This is a genomic window from Paenibacillus sp. FSL K6-0108 (genome assembly GCF_045040695.1).
Classification (GTDB): Bacteria; Bacillota; Bacilli; order Paenibacillales; family Paenibacillaceae; genus Paenibacillus; species Paenibacillus pabuli_B.
In genome coordinates, this window is record NZ_CP150288.1 from 3195469 (window position 1) to 3213968 (window position 18500).

Genomic DNA, 18500 nt, shown 5'->3' on the forward strand with positions numbered 1-18500 from the left:
GTAGCTTCATCATAGCTAAACCCAAAAAAGCGCCGACAATATTGTCGGCGTTTTTGATTTGCTTATGTTGTGCTAGGCCACAGACGTCTTATCGGCATTGTGCAGAGTCTGCGAGCGACGTCCGAGCAGGTATCCTGCAAGCGAAGCCAACATTTGCTGAAATACCATGCCGAGTACAACCGGGACGGCAACCGGGGGAGGGAAATACGATACAGCAAGCACCGCTCCCGCACTAATATTGCGCATGCCTCCGTTGAACACAAGTGCAACCTGATCGGCTTCATTCCAACCGAGCAATCGGGCAACGAAGTAACTCAGGGCGTAGCCAAATGAGGCCAGAAAAATAATGATGGCTGCTAGACCAGCGAGCTGCCAGTTGAAGTCAGCCAAATAGGGGGCAACAACAGAGCCATTAATCGCAACAACTGCTGCCATAAATAATTTGGAGAACGGATTCAGTCTTGGCCCCCAGACCGGAACAATGGCCCCTTTGGTCCATTCATTCAGAAGCATTCCGAGCAAGGAGGGGACAACGATCATCCAGAATAGACTGCTCATCATGGCCGCCATATCCAGCGATACACTAGTGCCGATCAATAAGGATAAGACACCCGGTACCACGAAAGGAGCAAGCATGGTGTCAATCAGGATAATCGACAGCGTCAGAGCGATATTGCCCCGATAAATGCTAACCCAGATAAAGCTGCTCACACCTGTCGGAATAACGGCAGCCAAAACAAGGCCTGTTATCGTGTAGGCATCCGTTGGAAAGACCAGGTGACCCATGCCAAGAGCAATCAGAGGCATCGCCAGATGCAAAATAAACAGACAAACAAACAGTGGAAAAGGCTTCTTCAGCACGTTCACAAAATCCCGGATGCCGAGACTGATGCTTCCGGCAAACGTCATGAACGCAAAAAGCCATGGTGACAAAAAGGTATAAGAAGAAAGAAGACTCCCGCATAGAACGCCAATAACAATGCTGATTGGGGTAATCAGTGGCATGATGCGGTTCAAGCGTACATTTAAGGCCTGAAGCATATTCTTGACATCCCTTTACCGTGTGATTCCTATATTATACATGTTAATAACGCGGATTGCAGACCCATTTGCAATGAAGCATGCTGAGCAGTTATCATAAATTTGAAAAAACACTTCAAATGGAAGAAGAGGAGATGATCATGATTAAACGAAAAAGAAAACACACATTAGTGATGGCAGGCCTCATTGCGTCAAGTATTCTTGTGATATCGGCCTGTTCCGTAGTGGAACAAGCGAATCAAAGTTTGAGTTACGTTAGCGGGGCTACTGATTATATAGAGCAAGTATCGAACGCCGGAGCCGATCTGCAAGAGCTCGCATCAGGAGCGGTGAGTAACCCTGAAATAACCACTCAGGTACAGGAGAAAATTGATCAGATTCAGGCGGAAGCCAGCGAATTCTCTCAGTTAACAGCACCAGCGATCGGGGAAAGTATTCATGAAAATTTGGTCAGTTACAACAACCAATTAACCGAAGTTGTGGGTCAATTGGAGAACACGCTTGCAGAAGAGGGCTTTACGGCAGAAAACTGGGAGAAGACAGGAATTCCCGAATTGATCACCAATATTAATAATTTGAAAGATCCGCTAAGTGGGCTCGGGAATGAATCCAATTAAGATTTTAAACAAGTAAGTCATTAAGCAGCGGAGTTCTCCCGCGAAAAGGGCACTATACCAAAGTGATTATCACTTGTGTACAGTGTCTTTTTTCATGTTTTTCATTGTTCGAGCCTGCTTTGGATGGGAACGGATGAATATTTAGCTTCGCACTAGCAAAACTATATATAGATTTTGTGTGTTCGATATGACATCTAGATCATATTGAAGTTAATTCCTCGTTGTTTGATCACGCGATGATACATTTAACATGATTAGAATATGTCATAAATTATAGTTGCTTACTTTAGTTCACCAAAATATGTTCTTATCAAAGGAGACCTGTGTTATGTCTGAACAACATGGAAAAGTAATTATTATTACGGGCGGAGCGAGTGGTATTGGCAAAGAAACAGCGCTTCAGCTATCGGATCAGGGTGCAACAATCATTGTAGCTGATTATAACGAAGAGGGAGCCAAAAAACTTGCATCTGATATTGAAGCAGCTGGCGGTACAGCAGGAGCTTATAGGGTGGATGTATCCAAAGGGGATGAGATCAAAGCCCTGGTCGAGTGGACCGTAGAGAAATACGGAACATTGAGCGGTATTTTCAACAATGCGGGCATTGGACTTGTGAAGCCATTTCTGGAGATGGACCCGGAATCCTATCACCGAGTTATTGATGTTGACCAGCATAGTGTGTACTACGGCATGTATTATGGAGCGAAGAAAATGGTTGAATTGAACGTACAAGGGACCATCGTAAATACAGCATCGATCTATGGCAGCATTGCTGCTGTAGGAAGCTTTAACTACAATGCGGCCAAGGCAGCTGTTGTAATGATGTCCAAATCCGGTGCCTTGGAACTTGCCGAGCATGGCATTCGTGTAATTGGTGTGGCGCCGGGCTTCATTGAGACGCCAATCCTGGGTGATGACAAAGCGATGAAGGATGCACTTGCCACCCAGCATATGCGCGGAGAGCTCATTCAACCGGAGAAAGTAGCGAGTGTAGTTACCTTCCTGTTCAGTGACGCTGCAAGTGCAGTGAATGGTACAACGGTTGCGGTAGATGATGGGTTCCTCAGCTTCAAAACAAAATAAGAATGAAGTTATGAGGCTATCCAGCCTGCCCTCCGAAAAATAAAGGAAAAACGGTGCAGAACGAATAAATCGTTCCGCACCGTTTTTTTGTGTTCAATATAAGACGAACATTCATTATGAAAATAATTTTATATAGTCATCCCGGTAGTTTGGAGAACATGATACAATAAGCAGGCATGCGTCTTTTATCATTTTGTGGTGTCATAGACAATACGCACACCGAGAGAGCCATAGCTCTCTTCTTTGTAGTGACATTGGGAGCATGTTTTTGTAGCGCATAACGCATCACTGTGAACTTGTAATTTTTCGTTGCACAGCGGGCATTTATTTTCAAAAAGAGTCTTCAACACGTTAAACATGCTTAATCACTCATTTCGGATTAATTTACTTGGTTTTTATTATAGCCGATTATTTTAACTGCGTATACTGTTTTTTTGCATCATTTTTACACCGCAAGAAAGGAAGAAAAACCGATGGATACTCTGCTTTTTGTCATCATGTTTATACTGGGTCTGATCGGTTCCTTCTTCTCCGGTTTGTTGGGTATTGGTGGAGCCATAATTAATTATCCGCTGTTGTTGTATGTACCTTCTCTCATGGGACTGGAACCGTTCTCGGCACATGAGGTGTCCTCGATCAGCATGTTTCAGGTGTTTTTTGCCTCACTTGCTGGTGTGATTGCTTACCTTAGGAGGACAAGGAATGGGAATAAGAGCGAAGCTTTCATTCATAAAGGTCTGGTCGCTTATATGGGCTCCAGTATTCTTGTCGGCAGTCTGATTGGCGGCTTTATTTCCGGTCATCTGAATGAAGAAGTCATCAATCTGATCTATGGCATTCTGGCTATTATCGCGATTATGCTCATGCTGATCCCTGGGAAGGGAACAGAAGGCTCGGGAGGACACTTGGTATTTAACACCTATGTTGCAGCAGGATCCGCTCTTGCCGTGGGAGTTGTCTCAGGAATTGTTGGTGCGGGTGGTGCTTTTATATTGATTCCGATCATGCTCACCGTGCTTCGAATCCCTACCCGGACGACCATCGCTTCTTCACTTGCGATTGTGTTCATCTCCGCCATTGGCGGGGTGGTAGGAAAGATTTTGGGTGGAGACATTCCGCTGGAGCCCATCATTTATACGGTTATCGGGAGTCTGCTTGGAGCTTCACTAGGTTCCAAAGTGAGTTCGATGATTAATGTGAGACTGCTTCGTTATGGACTGATGGTTCTTATCGCCTTTACAGCAGTAAAGGTCTGGTCTTCCATTTTGTAAAACCGCATAGGATAGAAGCGACCATGACGATTTCGTAACCAAACGGATGAAATGCCGTATAAAGGTTATGAACATGAGCTGGCGAATTTGTTGTTGCATGAATTCACATCAGTTTTCGTCCATGGAGCACCCTCAAACTCCTTTCATGGATACATGTTTAACATTATGAGAAGTTGAGGTATCCATCCTATGAATAACGTACTTACAGATCAGGCTGATACAGGATATCGGCAGGCTGAGCAGAAGGCAGCTGCGTATTTTACTTCTCTTCATGAGCAACTAATGGATAATACGTATATCACAACGTTAACGCAAGATATTCACTTATGGCAAAAAACACATATCCAACCGTTTTCCTGGTTATCTTTTTTGTCACCAAATCAAAGAAAACCGGATTCCCGGGATGCTCATAGATACATCCATTGGCTGAATGTTACAGGCAAACTGGATGATTACCTGAATCGCAGTATTTCCTACATTTATATGCGAGATCTGGGCAAAGCACTGGATTCCTCAGATACACAGGCACGCATTCAGCGTGTCGCTGAGGATACCAAAGCATACTTTATGCGTTCAAATACAATTGACCCCAAAGGAAGCCCGGATTATGTCAGTTTGGCCGCCTTGTATCGTTGGGCTCAGAAGGAGAACGTGGAAGCAGCAGTTATCTGGGTAACCGGAAAATTAAAAAATGTGGCTTCCAATATTCCCAAAGAATTGGATGCAGAACAGGCACAACGCAAGCTGCTCAAGATCATCCTCGGCGTTGTTCTGCATGTCTACGATGATATGAGTGATGAGACTCCTCGGGCAGAGCGTTCTGAGAGACTGGATGCTGCGATACGGCTCGGTTATTCTTACGGGCTGACCTATCCCTTTATTGATGACCTGCTTGATTCGCAGGCGTTGACTGCACAAGAGAAGGAGCAGTATTCTCTCCTGATCCGGAATGCGCTTCTCACTGGTGTCGTGCCGGATCTTGACGAATGGAAGGGAGACAACCTCAACATCATTCAATACGTTCATGCCGAGCTGCGTGATGCGTTCGAGTATATCAAGAACTACCAGCGCCCTGAGATGCAGCGCACGTTCTTCGAGCAATCTTATGCATTTTTTCAATCTCAGGAAATAGACCGGGCCAAGCAGCTATCCAATGCGAATTATTCGAATGAAGAACTGTATATCCCGATTATTATTAAATCCTCCTCCTCCAGACTCATTGTTCGTTCCGTGCTTAGTGCATCAGTGGATGAAGGTTTTGATCTACGGACGTTCTACTATGGCATATATAATCAGCTTGCGGACGATTTCGCTGATATGTTTGACGATATGAAGGAAGGAGCAGTAACCCCGTTTACTTACTATCTGAACTATCGTGACCTGCGGCCCGATCTGATCAATCCGTATGAATTATACTGGGCGGTTATCTCTTATCTGATTCATGAGGTATACCATTCGGATGCAAAGACCCGTGAGGTCATACTGGATCGTGCTATAAATGGTCTTAAACGTTGTAAAGAGCGTTTGGGTCAAGAACAATATAGCGAAGTGATGAACATCTTCGCCTCCGGACAACCAGAATTTAATCGTCTAATTCAGCAAATGGTGCGAAAAGCCGATGATGTGGATTTCCTGGATAAATTGCTGCGGGATCAGGTCATCCTCCAATTGAAGAATGATAAACAGGAAAAACAGGATTTTCTGGATACAATTCGCACGGTTCGTGAACAGATCAATATTGAATTGCAGATATCCAAGTCGAGCGGACTTCCAGAGATGAAAGGTACGCTTATTGATGCAGCAAATTACAGCCTACAGGGAGATGGGAAGCGGCTAAGGCCGATTCTGACCTGGGTGATGGGTGTGCGTGAATATGGCCTGCATGAATCGTCTATCATGCCTCTTCTGAGATCACTGGAATACATGCATACCGCTTCATTAATTTTTGATGATCTGCCGACCCAGGATAATGCTTCAACCAGGCGGGGGCGTTCCACTTTGCATCAGGTGCACAACAGTGCGACAGCAGAATTAACAGGTCTATTTCTTATCCAAAAAGCCATTGGTGAGCAATCTTCACTCAATCAGTTTGATGCCGCAACCGTACTCACCCTGATTCAATATTCTGCTGAAAAAGCCGAGGACATGTGTATGGGGCAGGCGATGGATCTGAACGCCAAAGGAAAAACGCTGACTCTGGAACAATTGAATATGATCTGTTTCTACAAAACAGGCATTGCTTTCGAGGCGGCACTTGTGATGCCAGCCATTCTGGCCAAGGTGAAGGAAGCGGAGATTGCATCCTTAATGAAGTTTGCATATCATGCGGGCATCGCCTTTCAAATTAAGGATGATTTGCTGGATCTGGAGGGAGATCACCGGGTACTCGGTAAACCAGCAGGTCAGGATGTGCGAAACAACAGTTCAACCTTTGTATCCATTCTGGGTGAAGACGGCGCCAAGAAAGAGATGTGGGAGCACTATTGTCGTGCAACCGATGCGCTGAACGAAATGCCAAAGCCTATTTCTTTTCTGAGACATCTGTTAGACTATATCATTGGACGGGAGCGTTGAGATCTTTACCTGACTGATCCCATGCTCAGCATGGTTATAGAAAATAAAAAAATGTGCCTGGATTCGATACATATAGAATCCAGGTCTTATTTTGCTTTAATGACACAAACTTTTAGAATATAAGATGTTTCAACAATTGAAAAATCGGGTATTAAGCAAATATTGTGTTTATACACCAAAAGGAGAGCTAAAGATGCAGGTTCAAAAGGTCGATCATCACGAATTGTTTGAGCAGATTTATAATCAAGCACCTATTGGGATTGCACTTGTTGCTCCAACAGGCCAGTGGATGAAGGTGAATCCTGTTTTTTGCAGTATGGTGGGTTATACAGCTGAAGAATTAATAGGACATCACTATAAAGATATCACCCATCCTGATGATTCAGCACAGGACATGGTCTATGAGCGTGGGCTTTGTGATGCCAAAACGAAAGAGCACAGATATGAAAAGCGTTATATTCAAAAAAATGGTGATATTTTATGGGTATCGTTACATGTAACATTGGCTCGAAATGAAATCAAAAATGAGCCTCTTTATTTTATTTGTCATGTTGTGGATATTACGAATCGAAAAGCAACCGAACAAAAACTTCTCCAAACGGAAGAAATGTTCAAACTTATCTCCGACAATGCCCAGGAAATCATATATATTGCTACCTTTGACGGTGTTTGTCGCTACTGTTCGCCTTCCGTATATAATTTGCTTGGTTATTCGCCGGAAGAAGTGGTTGGGAATGACAATACCCTCATTTTCCATCCGCAGAATATGGAAGAGTCTTCGCAGATCGATTTGAGCAAAGGACATCTGATGGACATACAGGTTCGTCACAAAGAAGGGCATAACCTCTGGTTTGAGACCACATATAAGGTTATCGGTGACCCAGGGCAAGAACAACAGATTCTGGCCATTGGTCGGGACATATCGGAGAGAAAGAAACATGAGGCTATTAGCGCAGAAGCTGAACGGATTGCTATGATCGGCAGTTGGGAGTGGGACATGCTGAGCGGCCATGTTTCAATGTCGGGTCAAATATATGAGATTTTTGAAATAGACAGTAACAAAACCTATACAGCCAGTGAGATCTTTGCCTGCATGGAGCCATCACAGGAACAGCGTTTGAAGAAATGTATCGAAACGGTGAAAAAAGGAGAGCCGCTTGATTTTGAATATCGGCATCTGGGGTCAGACGGTAAGCAAAAGTATCTTCATCTACGAGGCTTAATTACCTATGATGAAGATCAACAACCGATACAGTTGAATGGTACATTGCAGGATATCACGGAGCGTAAACTTGTTGAATTCAAACTGCAGGAATCGGTGGAACGCTATACTTCACTCAAAAAATATAATCATGATGCCATCATTTCTTTTGACATGAGCGGCAATATCATAAATGCCAATCCGGTAGCCATAAAAATGACGGGATGTCCGGTTGTGGAAATGATCGGAACTAGCATATCTAGGTTTATCGGGCTGTATCATCTTGGACTGATCCTTAATAGTCATTATGAGCTGGCTGAAAAAGAAATCAATGCCATTCAGCACATTGATGGTTCGGAGACAGAAGTGCTGGCAACGCTTGCTCCCATCATTATTAATGAACAAAACGTAGGTTTTTACCTGATTGCAAAGGATATTACAGAGCAGAAAAAATTGCTTGTAGCCAAAGAAACTGCGGAACGAATGAACAAGGCTAAGAGTGAATTTTTAGCGATGATGAGCCACGAGATCCGTACTCCCATGAACGGGGTGATCGGAATGACGGATTTGCTTCTGGATACACCTGGACTCAGCGGAGAACAAAAGGAATACATTGAGATCATCCAAAAGAGCGGGGATTCGCTGCTTGCAATCATTAATGATATTCTGGACTTTTCCAAAATAGAGTCGGGCAAAACCGATTTGGTGGATGAACCCTTTGATCTCAGAGAAATCGTGACCGAGACGGTTAATATCGTAACACCAATGGTCCGAGAGAAGCAGCTGGATCTTCGTCTTAGCCTGGACGATGCCATTCCTACTCCCGTATTCGGTGATGCTTACCGTCTTAAACAGGTCCTCACCAACATCATAGGGAATGCTGTGAAGTTCACCTTGGAAGGCAGTGTGGAAATCGAAGTAAAGGTGATTGGACAAGAATATAATGATGTTCAATTTCAATTCAAAGTGATAGATACGGGGATTGGAATCCCGGCTGAGAAGAGAGGGCATCTATTTGAAGCCTTCTACCAATTGGAGAACTTCATGTCTCGCAAGCCTCAAGGTACAGGCCTTGGGCTGGCGATCAGCAAGAAACTGATCGAGCTTATGGGGGGAGATATCTGGATTGAAGAGTCCAGTGATCCCGGGACAACATTTGTTTTTACAGTTTCCTTTAAAATCAATACGATCGAGGAAATGAACAATTACGACCTTCAACTTAAAAAGAATAAGATGGATGTATTGCGAATTCTGATTGCAGAAGACAATGAAGTGAACCAGCTTGTCCTGCGCCGAATGATTGAGAGAAAAGGACATCTCGTGGATTATGTGGAGAACGGTGTAGAAGCTGTGGAGGCTGTTAAAAGAAATAGGTATGATATTATTTTTATGGACGTGCACATGCCTCGACTGAATGGATTTGAAGCGACCAAAGCAATTAAGGAAGCCCTGGCACCAGACCTATGTCCATATATTGTGGCCGTTACTGCGAACGCGGTGAGAGGGGATATGGACAAGTGTCTGAAGGCTGGAATGGATGCTTATGTGACCAAACCTATTAAAAGTGAATCCATTATGCAAGTGATAGAGGAGTTTCACAAAATCAAGAAACAAACGGACCGTTCATGATCTTGTAATGCCTGTTGAGCCGCTAACTTATCGATAAATAAGTTAGCGGCTTTTTTTGGCATTTGCTTTCCCGGAATGCCAAACTATTGATTTTTGATCCATAGTTTGGAGATATCCATGAAGCCGAACTCAGCGGTATGAAGTCCAAAGAGACTTTGATTCAGCAGCGCTTTTTTATTCATGTGGCAGCCGTACAATATCCAGCAGTTATCCCGAAGCAAATCCTCGGCTTCATTAAGCAGAATCGACCTTTGCTCTTCATTCTGCTCCAGGAAATTCTCCATTTTTCGATATAAAATGGACTGTATAGCGGGAGATAAACAAATATGAAAATAGTTACGCTTGTTTATGAAAAAATTAATCATCCCGAATTGCCAGTCATCTTCCAAAATTTCTTCTGCAATAATGAAGTTGGCCTCGCTAGTTTCCCTTACATTGGGGTATTCAACGAAGGGCTGTAACTCAATACATAAGCCGATTGTGGCTCCGCGCTGCTTAAGCCACTCTGCTTCTTTCTGATCTTTAGCCACGGTATATGCCAGTATGAGCTTTTCCCCTTGATATCCGCTGCTGCGCAGCAGCTCACGGGCATCATCAAGAGACGATTCGCACCAAGCCTGCTCAGCACTTTTCCAGGGGAGAAAGCTGTTTGCCGGCGTAATTCGGTTGCTGCCCAGTTCTCTTACCAAAGCGACTGGATCAAAAACCATTCGCATGGCTTGTCGAAATTCCAGTTGATGGTGTATACCGGCTTTGCGAAAATTAATCATCATGTATCGGCATCCTGTAGCTGGATAGTCAATACTGTTAGTCCCTGCATCGTCTGTAGCCAACTTCAGTCGGTCTGTTCCCGGCAATTCATAATGACGTTCATAAGGACCCAGATTCGGGACAAACCAAATATCTACTCGATCCAGATGAGGACGGATTCCATAATAGGCATCGAATGCGCTTATGCTCAGCACCGTTTCATTTATTTCATTGATCCGAAAAGGTCCAGTACCGATCAATTGTTGGGTTACATCGACATCATAGGGGAGAATTGTCATGGAGACACAACTAAGCAAGTTCAGGAAAAAACGATTAGGCCGACTTAAATAAAAACGAATGCAGTAATCCCCGACAACTTCAGTACGCTCAATATCCCGGTATAGCCAAATGAATGGACTGTCTACAGTGCGCAAGCGCTGCAATGTAGCTTGGACATCCCGGGATGTCATTACACGACCATGGTGGAATCGCACACCCTTGCGCAGATAAAAGATCCAAATGCTTTGATCCTCGTTGTACTCCCACATATGCGCCAGATCCGGCAGGAAAGTTCCCGTTTTGAGGTCATAGGTGATTAGTGTGCTGCATACCTGTCCTAGCAGATAGGTTTCAAAAGCAGTATACACAAAAGCAGGGTCAAGGTCTGCCAATCTTCGTGACCTCACCATGCGAAGCACGTCCTGACCGGAAGCCGTTTCAACATGACTGTGGAATCCCATCTGTTTATTCAATGAATTCAGCAGCCGTTCCCGAAGAGCGTCGTTCTTCTCTGTGCTGCCGATCAATTCGATCGCTTCCTTCATTTTACCTCTGCCCATAAGTTCCAAAAAGCTCTCCTCAAGCGCCTCATTCACACTGCGCAGCAATGTCATCTCAGAGCGATGCCCCCGGCCTCGCCCGGGCTGCCAGTGAATAAACCCTTGTTCCTCCAGCTTGCGCAGAATAAACTTCACATTGCGTGGAGTACAGCACAGGGCAGCGGAAAGGCTGTCGATCGTTACAGGAACCGCTTCAAGAAATTGAAGAGAAAGTTCTTTTGCTGTGGCGAGACGCAGATAGTGGGTTGTTGCTGTATCCATATGAAAGTCTCCTTCATAAAAGGTGAAATGGGTTCTCATTTTCTTACACTTTTATTTCCCCCTTTGATCCATACAATTATACATAAAGGGATAGGGCAAAGGTAGCCCATCTGAGACAAAAACATCTAGAACAGGAGAACCATACGCATGAAGCAACATTTACGTCAAATTCACCCTTTAGCCTGGACAATCATTGTTGGAACGATGTTTGGACGTCTTGTTACATCCATGAGCATCCCGTTTTTATCGATTTATCTGACTCAGGTACTGGGAGCTAGTCCAACTCAAACGGGCATTACCGTTGCGGTCAGTTCTCTGGCAGGGGTCATGGTCAGCTTTTACGGAGGATACATATCGGATCGAATCGGCCGCAAAAAGGTCATGATGGTCTCCGTATTTGGCTGGGCATGTGTGTTTTTCATTTTTTCCGCAGCAGAACATCTGTGGGTATTCTTTGTGGCCAATACGTTAAACGGTTTATGCCGCGCCGTGTTTGAGCCTACGTCACGTGCACTGCTATCGGATATTACATCACCTCAGAATAAACTGCTTGTCTTCAATCTCAGATATGCGGCCATTAATTTGGGTGTCGTGTTTGGACCGATTATTGGTCTTCAGCTCGGATCGGCGGAGTCTACGTTTCCGTTTATGATCTCCGGAATGGTATACATCGTTTACGGCCTGGTTTTGTTCCTGCAATTTCGATTGCAGCACGCAAATTTGCCGGAACATGTCCAGGTCGCTGCACCCCGGTTACGAGATGCGCTCGCTACCACCGGACGTGACCGTGTATTTTTGCCAGTACTTATCGGGACTACTTTCTGCGTGCTCGGGTATGGGCATTTTAGCTCGACCTTGGCTCAGTATGTTGCCCGGAATCCTCTTTTTGAACATGGAAGTCAAGTGTTTTCCTATATGCTTTCACTCAATGCGTTGACTGTACTTGTAATCCAATTCCCGATTGTGAAGGTTGCCAGCAAATTTCCGCCGGTTGTACCCCTCATTCTTGGAAACGTGCTGGTCGCTACAAGCTTGTTCCTCTTTGGCATCGCAACAAGCGTTACGGTATTGATGATCAGTGTCATTCTGTTCACTGTTGGGGAAGTGCTCATGTTCACCATGATGGATATGCTGATTGACCGTATTGCCAAACCGGAATGGAAAGGGACGTACTTTGGCACCATTGGATTCAATAACCTTGGCAGCGTCATGGCGCCGATTCTGGGAGGGCTGTTATTAACCCAATTTGGGACGGGGAATGGTCTGTTCGTTTTTGTACCGCTGGCCCTGACTACTGCACTTGGACTGCCTTTTCTCATCGTAGCGCATAAGCGCCTTGTCGTCAGGGAGAAGGAGACAACACCCATACAAGTAAGTGCCTAGCTTAAGCGATGCCAATTGAACGGCACATAAGTATTGGTTTTTTAACTTTTTTTGGAGAAAGGTAACTTTCAATGAGAAATAAGCGTTAATTAGTTAAACATTTCCTCATGGGGGTTCCAAATGATATTTAAAAAACTCACTTCAACATTGCTGGCGTGTATTATGTTTGCCGCGTTTTCAACGTCGATCTCAGCTGAAGATACCACGCTAGAGATTGGGACTGGAGTATTGTCCAATAACCGAGTGCTGATTCCTTTGAGGGTCGTGTCCAGCAACTTGGGTGCAGAAGTGACGTGGTATAAGGACGGGAAGAGCATTCGAATTAAAAAGGATGATAAAGAAATTTGGCTTGTAGCTAACTTCAAAAATGCGAGAGTGAATGAACGAATAATCGGAATGGATTCTCCTGTTGAATTAATTGATAATACGGCATATGTTCCCTTACGATTTGTCAGCCAAACGTTAGGAGCCAAGCTAGAGTGGAACCCACAAACGAAACAGGCAACCATCCACCTGAATAATCAAAACATGATAGTAAGTATGCAAGAGGATACGATCCAGATACCTGATTCTGCGAAAATAACCCAGGGGCGGTTAAATGTTTTGTCAGAGAAATTGAATGAAATTTCAGGCTTGTCTCAGATTAAACAGGCAGGTGCGTATTTCAAGCCTTATTTTACAGAAGATTTAATCCAATTTATTCTCAAGAGGCAGGATCTAGTCAGTGATTGGATGGTGTATGATGCTCCAGAGACTTCCGTTTATTATACAAGCTCTACAACAGCGACGTTATCCCAATCGTTCGTAATCGGAAATACACTAACGGGTGATTCCCATTATGTAAATGATCGGAATATTGAACTGGTTTACAGTAATGGTGTATGGAAAGTGAATCAGTTAATGTTTAATCTCAGAGAAATTCCCTATCTGGGTTATGATCGTTGAAGTAACGGCATATGATGTTCAGTGGCATGAAGGAAATAACAATTAAGTTAATATTATCTTGACGGATTACGGTGCAGCGAATACAATAAACAACAAATATGTGTGACGGGTGGTTAAGATGAACATGTTCCAGACAGGGCGCATTCTGAATCGATAACTGAATACGCATGAACATAGTGACTTAACCAATGGTTTGTAAATTGGCGTCTAGACAGTCATGTTTGTGCACCCCTGTCGTGGACGCTCATCCTTATTGCGTGCAGAGGAGAAATCTGGAAACGCTTTTTATTTCATATGGTTCTCTTATTGTTACAAGCTGTAGATGAACATTAGTTCATCTATGGCTTTTTTGCATGCATTTCACCCAATTTGTTGCACATGGAAGGGAGATGTTGAAGTGTTATTCGGAATAAAACTACCCCCAAGAGGAGAAAGAGAGGCAGTGAAATGAAACGACCTGCTCAAAGTTATACTATTTGGTTTTCCCAACGAACAGGCAGTACGCTGCTTAGTGAAGCATTAAGTTCAACAGGTGTCGCAGGATATCCGAACGAGTGGCTGCATTATCAGCATAAGAGCCCAGACACATTAAAGCGTGAGGATCTGGAGCAGATTTGGGATCGTGGAACAACGTCGAACGGGGTATTCGGAATCAAAATTAATTTTGAACAACGATGGATTGACGCATTCCGCAGTCTCTATTGTCTGCCAACAGAATTATCACGTGCTGAGGTATGGAGTACGGGTTTCCCTAATTGCACCAAACATATTTACATGACACGTCGCAACAAAGTCAGATTGGCTGTGTCGTGGTGGAGGGCGATTGTCTCGGGTGAATGGCACCGCAAGCACGGAGACAGCCCTCAGTTACAAGATATTGCAGATCAATATAACTTTGATGCGATTAAGCATCTGCTTGTGGAGAGTAACATGTGCGAAGCAGCAATTGAAGATTTCCTGTCCGAGTCAGGCATTGTGCCGCTGACGATTGTGTATGAGGATTTTATTGAAGATTACGAAGGGACCGTTATGAATGTGTTAAAGTTTTTGGATATTCAAACTGACGGTGTAACCGTATCGCCCCCATTCTTTGAACCGATTGCAGACGAGATTTCCGAACAATGGGTGCAAAGATTTCGGGAAGAATGCCAGAGAGATTGGGAGAATGTAAGATGGTAAACATACTTGGAAAGATTCATTCATGGGTTGGAAATGCTGCATTTATTGTGATTATGCATGATTCATCTTAGTTAGGGGCCAAAACGCTTTGAATTACAAAAACAAAAATGAAATAAAACTGTTTATACGAAGGGGTGAGGGGCCATGCCCAAAACAGAGAAACGCTCCATGTCCTGGCTGCTGCAATATCTAAAACCAGTCAAGGGCCGATTGGCATTGCTTATGGTGATGTTGCTAACGTCAACAGGGCTGCAGCTCCTGAATCCACAAATTATCAAACGATTCATTGACACAGCCGCAAGTGGGGGAGTCCTTTCTAACCTGATTCAGCTTGCCGGATTGTTTCTGGTTGTTGCCGTCGTCAATCAACTGATTACGGTAGCCGTTAGTTATTTGGGGAATGATGTTGCCTGGCGGGCAACGAACCGATTACGAGGAGATCTCCTGAAGCATTGTTTGCGTCTGGATATGCGGTTTCATAATGTGAAGACGCCTGGAGAGATGATCGAACGGGTGGATGGTGATGTGACGAGTATCTCCAACTTCTTTGCGATGTTCATTGTGCAGGTGGTTGGAAGCTTTGTTTTGCTTGCCGGGATCCTTGGATTTATGTTTAGTGTAAATGTACCGATTGCAATTGTCATGACGGTATTTACATTGTTATCGATTCTGTTTATGGTGTTCATTCGCAATCTGGGAGTAAACTCTTCCAAAAATGAGCGGGAAGCGAGTGCAACCTTGTTTGGATTAATTGAAGAGCGTATTGCGGGAATTGAAGATGTTCAAGCGAACGGGCATGTCCCGTATGTAATGAATCGATTTTATCGCACGATGCGTGTTGTATTTCAAAAGGGAAGAAAAGCCTGGCTGCTTCGGGTCGTGCCATGGAATACAACGGTCATTCTGTTCGCACTTGCAGTCACGGCGGTACTTTTGCTTGGTGTTCATTACTACATGCAAGGCATCATCAGCATCGGGACCCTGTTTCTGATCTATCAATACACACAGATGCTTAATGATCCGATTGAGATGTTGGGCGATCAGGTTCAAGAATTTCAGAAGGCAAAATCCGGTATGCTTCGGTCGAGAGAACTGTTATCTTTGCGCAGTGAGATCGAAAACGGAAAAGAGGATCAGCTGCCAGAAGGGCCGCTTGGTCTGGAATTCAAGCAGGTGAACTTCAGTTATAACGAGGATAAACCTGTATTGCAGAACATTAACTTTGCCATTAAACCTGGCGAACGGCTTGGCATCATCGGGCGTACGGGTAGCGGAAAATCAAGTCTCAGCCGGGTGCTTCTGCGCCTGTACAATCTGGATAGCGGAACAATCCGTGTGGGTGGCAAAGATATTACAGAGCTTACCTTACCTGCACTTTACCGTAGGGTTGGTATGGTTACGCAGGATGTACAGCTCTTTGACGGTACGCTGCGAGACAATTTAACGCTGTTTAACCAGGATGTCTCGGATCAGATCATTAAGGAGACAACGGACCGACTTGGATTAAGTCACTGGATTGAATCACAGCCCGCAGGGCTGGATACACATCTGAAAGCAGGTGGCTCTTCACTGTCCGCAGGGGAAGCTCAATTGTTTGCCCTGACGCGAGTATTTCTGACTGAACCAAGTCTGGTTATTCTAGATGAGCCTTCCTCACGGCTGGATGCCGCTACAGAGAGCATGCTTCAGTCTGCCATTGATCAGTTGATGAAGCAATGTACGGGGATTATCATTGCACATCGGCTGGCTACTTTGGAGAAGGTCGATCAAATTATGGTGCTGGGTGATGGCAAGGTAATGGAATTCGGAGCCAGAGAAGAACTCGCCAGTGATCCGGCGTCACATTATGCCAGATTGCTCATTACGAGGCGAGAGGAGGAATTGGCGTGACTGTAACCGGATTTATAGGCCGTTTGTTTCGATTCAGGCCGTTTCTATTTTTGATTAACGGATTGTCATGGTGCATATTTCATTCTTTGCCGCTGGCAATAGGAATCGGGATGCAGTGGTTTTTTGACCGCGCAACAGCGGGGTCCAGTGATTATATGTGGCTGGCAGCTCCATTGATCTTCATTGCTCTAATCAGAGCGGCAAGAGTAGGAACGTTTTTTGCTGCATTCTATGCATGGATCACGTATATCTACCATATTCAGGCCATTCTGCGTACCAACATGCTCGCTGGCATTATGCGCTGGCCAGGACGTAATTTGCCAGCTTCACCAGGGGAGGCGATGAGTCGCTTTCGAGATGATGTGGATGAAGTGGTTGAGTACGTAGAATCCTGGGTCGATTTCTGGGGGAGGCTTGTGTTCGCCATCGTATCTATCGTCATTATGGCGAATATTAACTGGAAAATCACTTTGGTAGCTGTTTTGCCACTGGTGGTCGTAACGCTGCTAAATAACTTGTCTGGTAATCGGGCTCGCCGATATGCTCAAGTCAATCGTGAGTCGACAGGTCGAATCACCAGTTTCATTGCCGAAACCTTTGGGGCTGTGCAGGCACTGAAACTTGGCCAGGCAGAAGAGCATGTCTCTGCTCGCTTTAACAAATTGAATGAAGAACGTCGTCAAGCCGCACTCCGGGATAATCTGTTCAAACAGTGGATGAGATCACTTAATCAGCATGTGCTCAGTATCTGTACAGGTCTCATTCTTCTCATGTGTGCAGCCGAGATGAAATCCGGCAATTTTACCGTCGGTAATTTTGCCTTATTCACCAGTTATCTTGCCAATATAGGCTTTAGTATTTCATTGTTTGGATATATGGTATTTCAGCATAAACGGCTTAAAGTATCTTTTGACCGGATGCGAACCCTGTTTCGTCCTGGTGAGGAAGACCGGATTATGGAGTTCAGAGAGACTTATTTGAATGAAGATCCGCCTGATCTTACTGCTGAACAGAGAGATCCCAAGGAGAAGCTGATAGAGCTGGAAATCAACAATCTGGCATACCAATATCCTCATTCTGCAAATGGAATACAAAATATCAGCTTCCGCGTGAAGCGGGGGCAATTTCTGGTCATCACTGGACGGATCGGTTCTGGCAAGTCGACTTTGGTCCGCACACTTCTTGGACTGCTGCCCAAACAGGAAGGCACGATTCGCTGGAATGGTACAGATGTAGATCCCGCTACCTTCCTGATGCCGCCAAGAGCAGCATATACGCCGCAAGTACCCCGACTGTTCAGTGATACGCTGAAAGAGAATATCGTTCAGGGCAAACAGGGGCGTACGGATATGGCACTTGCAAAAGCCATTCGTTTGGCTGTTATGGATAAGGATATCCAGAACCTGGATCAAGGACTCGAAACGTCCGTTGGTCCAAGAGGTGTCATGCTGTCGGGTGGTCAGATCCAACGCGCGGCAACTGGACGCATGCTGATGACGGAAGCGGACCTGTTCATCTTCGATGATCTGTCCAGTGCGCTGGATGTGGAAACCGAGCAGCAGGTCTGGGAGGGATTGTTCCAGGAGCCGGATGTCACATGTATTGCGGTATCTCACCGCAGAGCAGCACTTGCCAAGGCAGATCATATTATCGTCATGAAGGATGGACGTATTGAGGCCGAAGGCAGCTTATCAGATTTGCTTGCTACAAATGAAGAGATGCAGCTGCTTTGGCAAGGTGAGCAAACACCGGTTAAAGTAGGATAGGATAAGATATAATTTACGATATATAACAAATGGAAAAAGCCGTACAGACAACTCTTTTCGTAAGAGTTAA

12 protein-coding genes are annotated in these 18500 nt (G+C 44.8%); 10 read left to right on the forward strand and 2 right to left on the reverse strand.

Annotation, left to right across the window (positions count from 1 at the left end; all coding sequences use genetic code 11):
* Positions 1–72 precede the first annotated feature (72 nt).
* Positions 73–1041, reverse strand: coding sequence for a bile acid:sodium symporter family protein (locus tag MHB49_RS14735; protein ID WP_247902576.1), 969 nt, complete (start codon positions 1039–1041; stop codon positions 73–75).
* A 140-nt stretch (positions 1042–1181) separates the two neighbouring features.
* Here MHB49_RS14735 and MHB49_RS14740 point away from each other — a divergent pair, with 140 nt between their 5' ends.
* From MHB49_RS14740 to MHB49_RS14760, 5 genes are all read left to right on the forward strand, one after another.
* Positions 1182–1658, forward strand: a complete 477-nt coding sequence (locus MHB49_RS14740; protein WP_405156632.1) for a DUF6376 family protein — start codon at positions 1182–1184, stop codon at positions 1656–1658.
* Between the two features lie 328 nt (positions 1659–1986).
* Positions 1987–2742 (forward strand): SDR family NAD(P)-dependent oxidoreductase, encoded by a 756-nt coding sequence (locus tag MHB49_RS14745; protein WP_405156633.1) that lies wholly within the window; start codon positions 1987–1989, stop codon positions 2740–2742.
* A gap of 473 nt (positions 2743–3215) precedes the next feature.
* Positions 3216–4013 carry a sulfite exporter TauE/SafE family protein gene (locus tag MHB49_RS14750; RefSeq protein WP_405156634.1) on the forward strand — a complete coding sequence of 266 codons (798 nt, stop codon included), beginning with the start codon at positions 3216–3218 and terminating at the stop codon, positions 4011–4013.
* 189 nt (positions 4014–4202) lie between these two features.
* A complete protein-coding gene (locus MHB49_RS14755; protein WP_405156635.1) occupies positions 4203–6587 on the forward strand; it encodes a polyprenyl synthetase family protein in 2385 nt (794 codons plus the stop codon).
* Positions 6588–6780: 193 nt separating this feature from the next.
* Positions 6781–9417: a PAS domain S-box protein gene (locus MHB49_RS14760; RefSeq protein ID WP_405156636.1), complete on the forward strand. Its 2637-nt coding sequence runs from the start codon at positions 6781–6783 to the stop codon at positions 9415–9417.
* A gap of 83 nt (positions 9418–9500) precedes the next feature.
* Here the strand turns inward: MHB49_RS14760 and MHB49_RS14765 are convergent, their stop codons facing one another.
* Positions 9501–11267, reverse strand: a complete 1767-nt coding sequence (locus tag MHB49_RS14765; protein ID WP_405156637.1) for an ABC transporter substrate-binding protein — start codon at positions 11265–11267, stop codon at positions 9501–9503.
* Positions 11268–11414: 147 nt separating this feature from the next.
* Between MHB49_RS14765 and MHB49_RS14770 the strand changes: the two genes are divergently transcribed.
* The 5 genes from MHB49_RS14770 (at position 11415) to MHB49_RS14790 (ending at position 18430) form a co-directional block, all read left to right on the forward strand.
* The gene (locus MHB49_RS14770) at positions 11415–12650 is read left to right on the forward strand and encodes an MDR family MFS transporter (protein WP_405156638.1); all 1236 of its coding nucleotides are present in this window, start codon (positions 11415–11417) and stop codon (positions 12648–12650) included.
* Between the two features lie 120 nt (positions 12651–12770).
* Entirely contained in the window at positions 12771–13595 is an 825-nt protein-coding gene (locus MHB49_RS14775) for a stalk domain-containing protein (RefSeq protein WP_405156639.1), read from the forward strand.
* 447 nt (positions 13596–14042) lie between these two features.
* The gene (locus tag MHB49_RS14780) at positions 14043–14774 is read left to right on the forward strand and encodes a Stf0 family sulfotransferase (RefSeq protein ID WP_405156640.1); all 732 of its coding nucleotides are present in this window, start codon (positions 14043–14045) and stop codon (positions 14772–14774) included.
* A gap of 144 nt (positions 14775–14918) precedes the next feature.
* Entirely contained in the window at positions 14919–16664 is a 1746-nt protein-coding gene (locus MHB49_RS14785) for an ABC transporter ATP-binding protein (RefSeq protein ID WP_405156641.1), read from the forward strand.
* Positions 16661–18430: an ABC transporter ATP-binding protein gene (locus MHB49_RS14790; protein WP_405156642.1), complete on the forward strand. Its 1770-nt coding sequence runs from the start codon at positions 16661–16663 to the stop codon at positions 18428–18430. The genes MHB49_RS14785 and MHB49_RS14790 overlap by 4 nt, the downstream gene beginning before the upstream one ends.
* Positions 18431–18500: the final 70 nt, after the last annotated feature.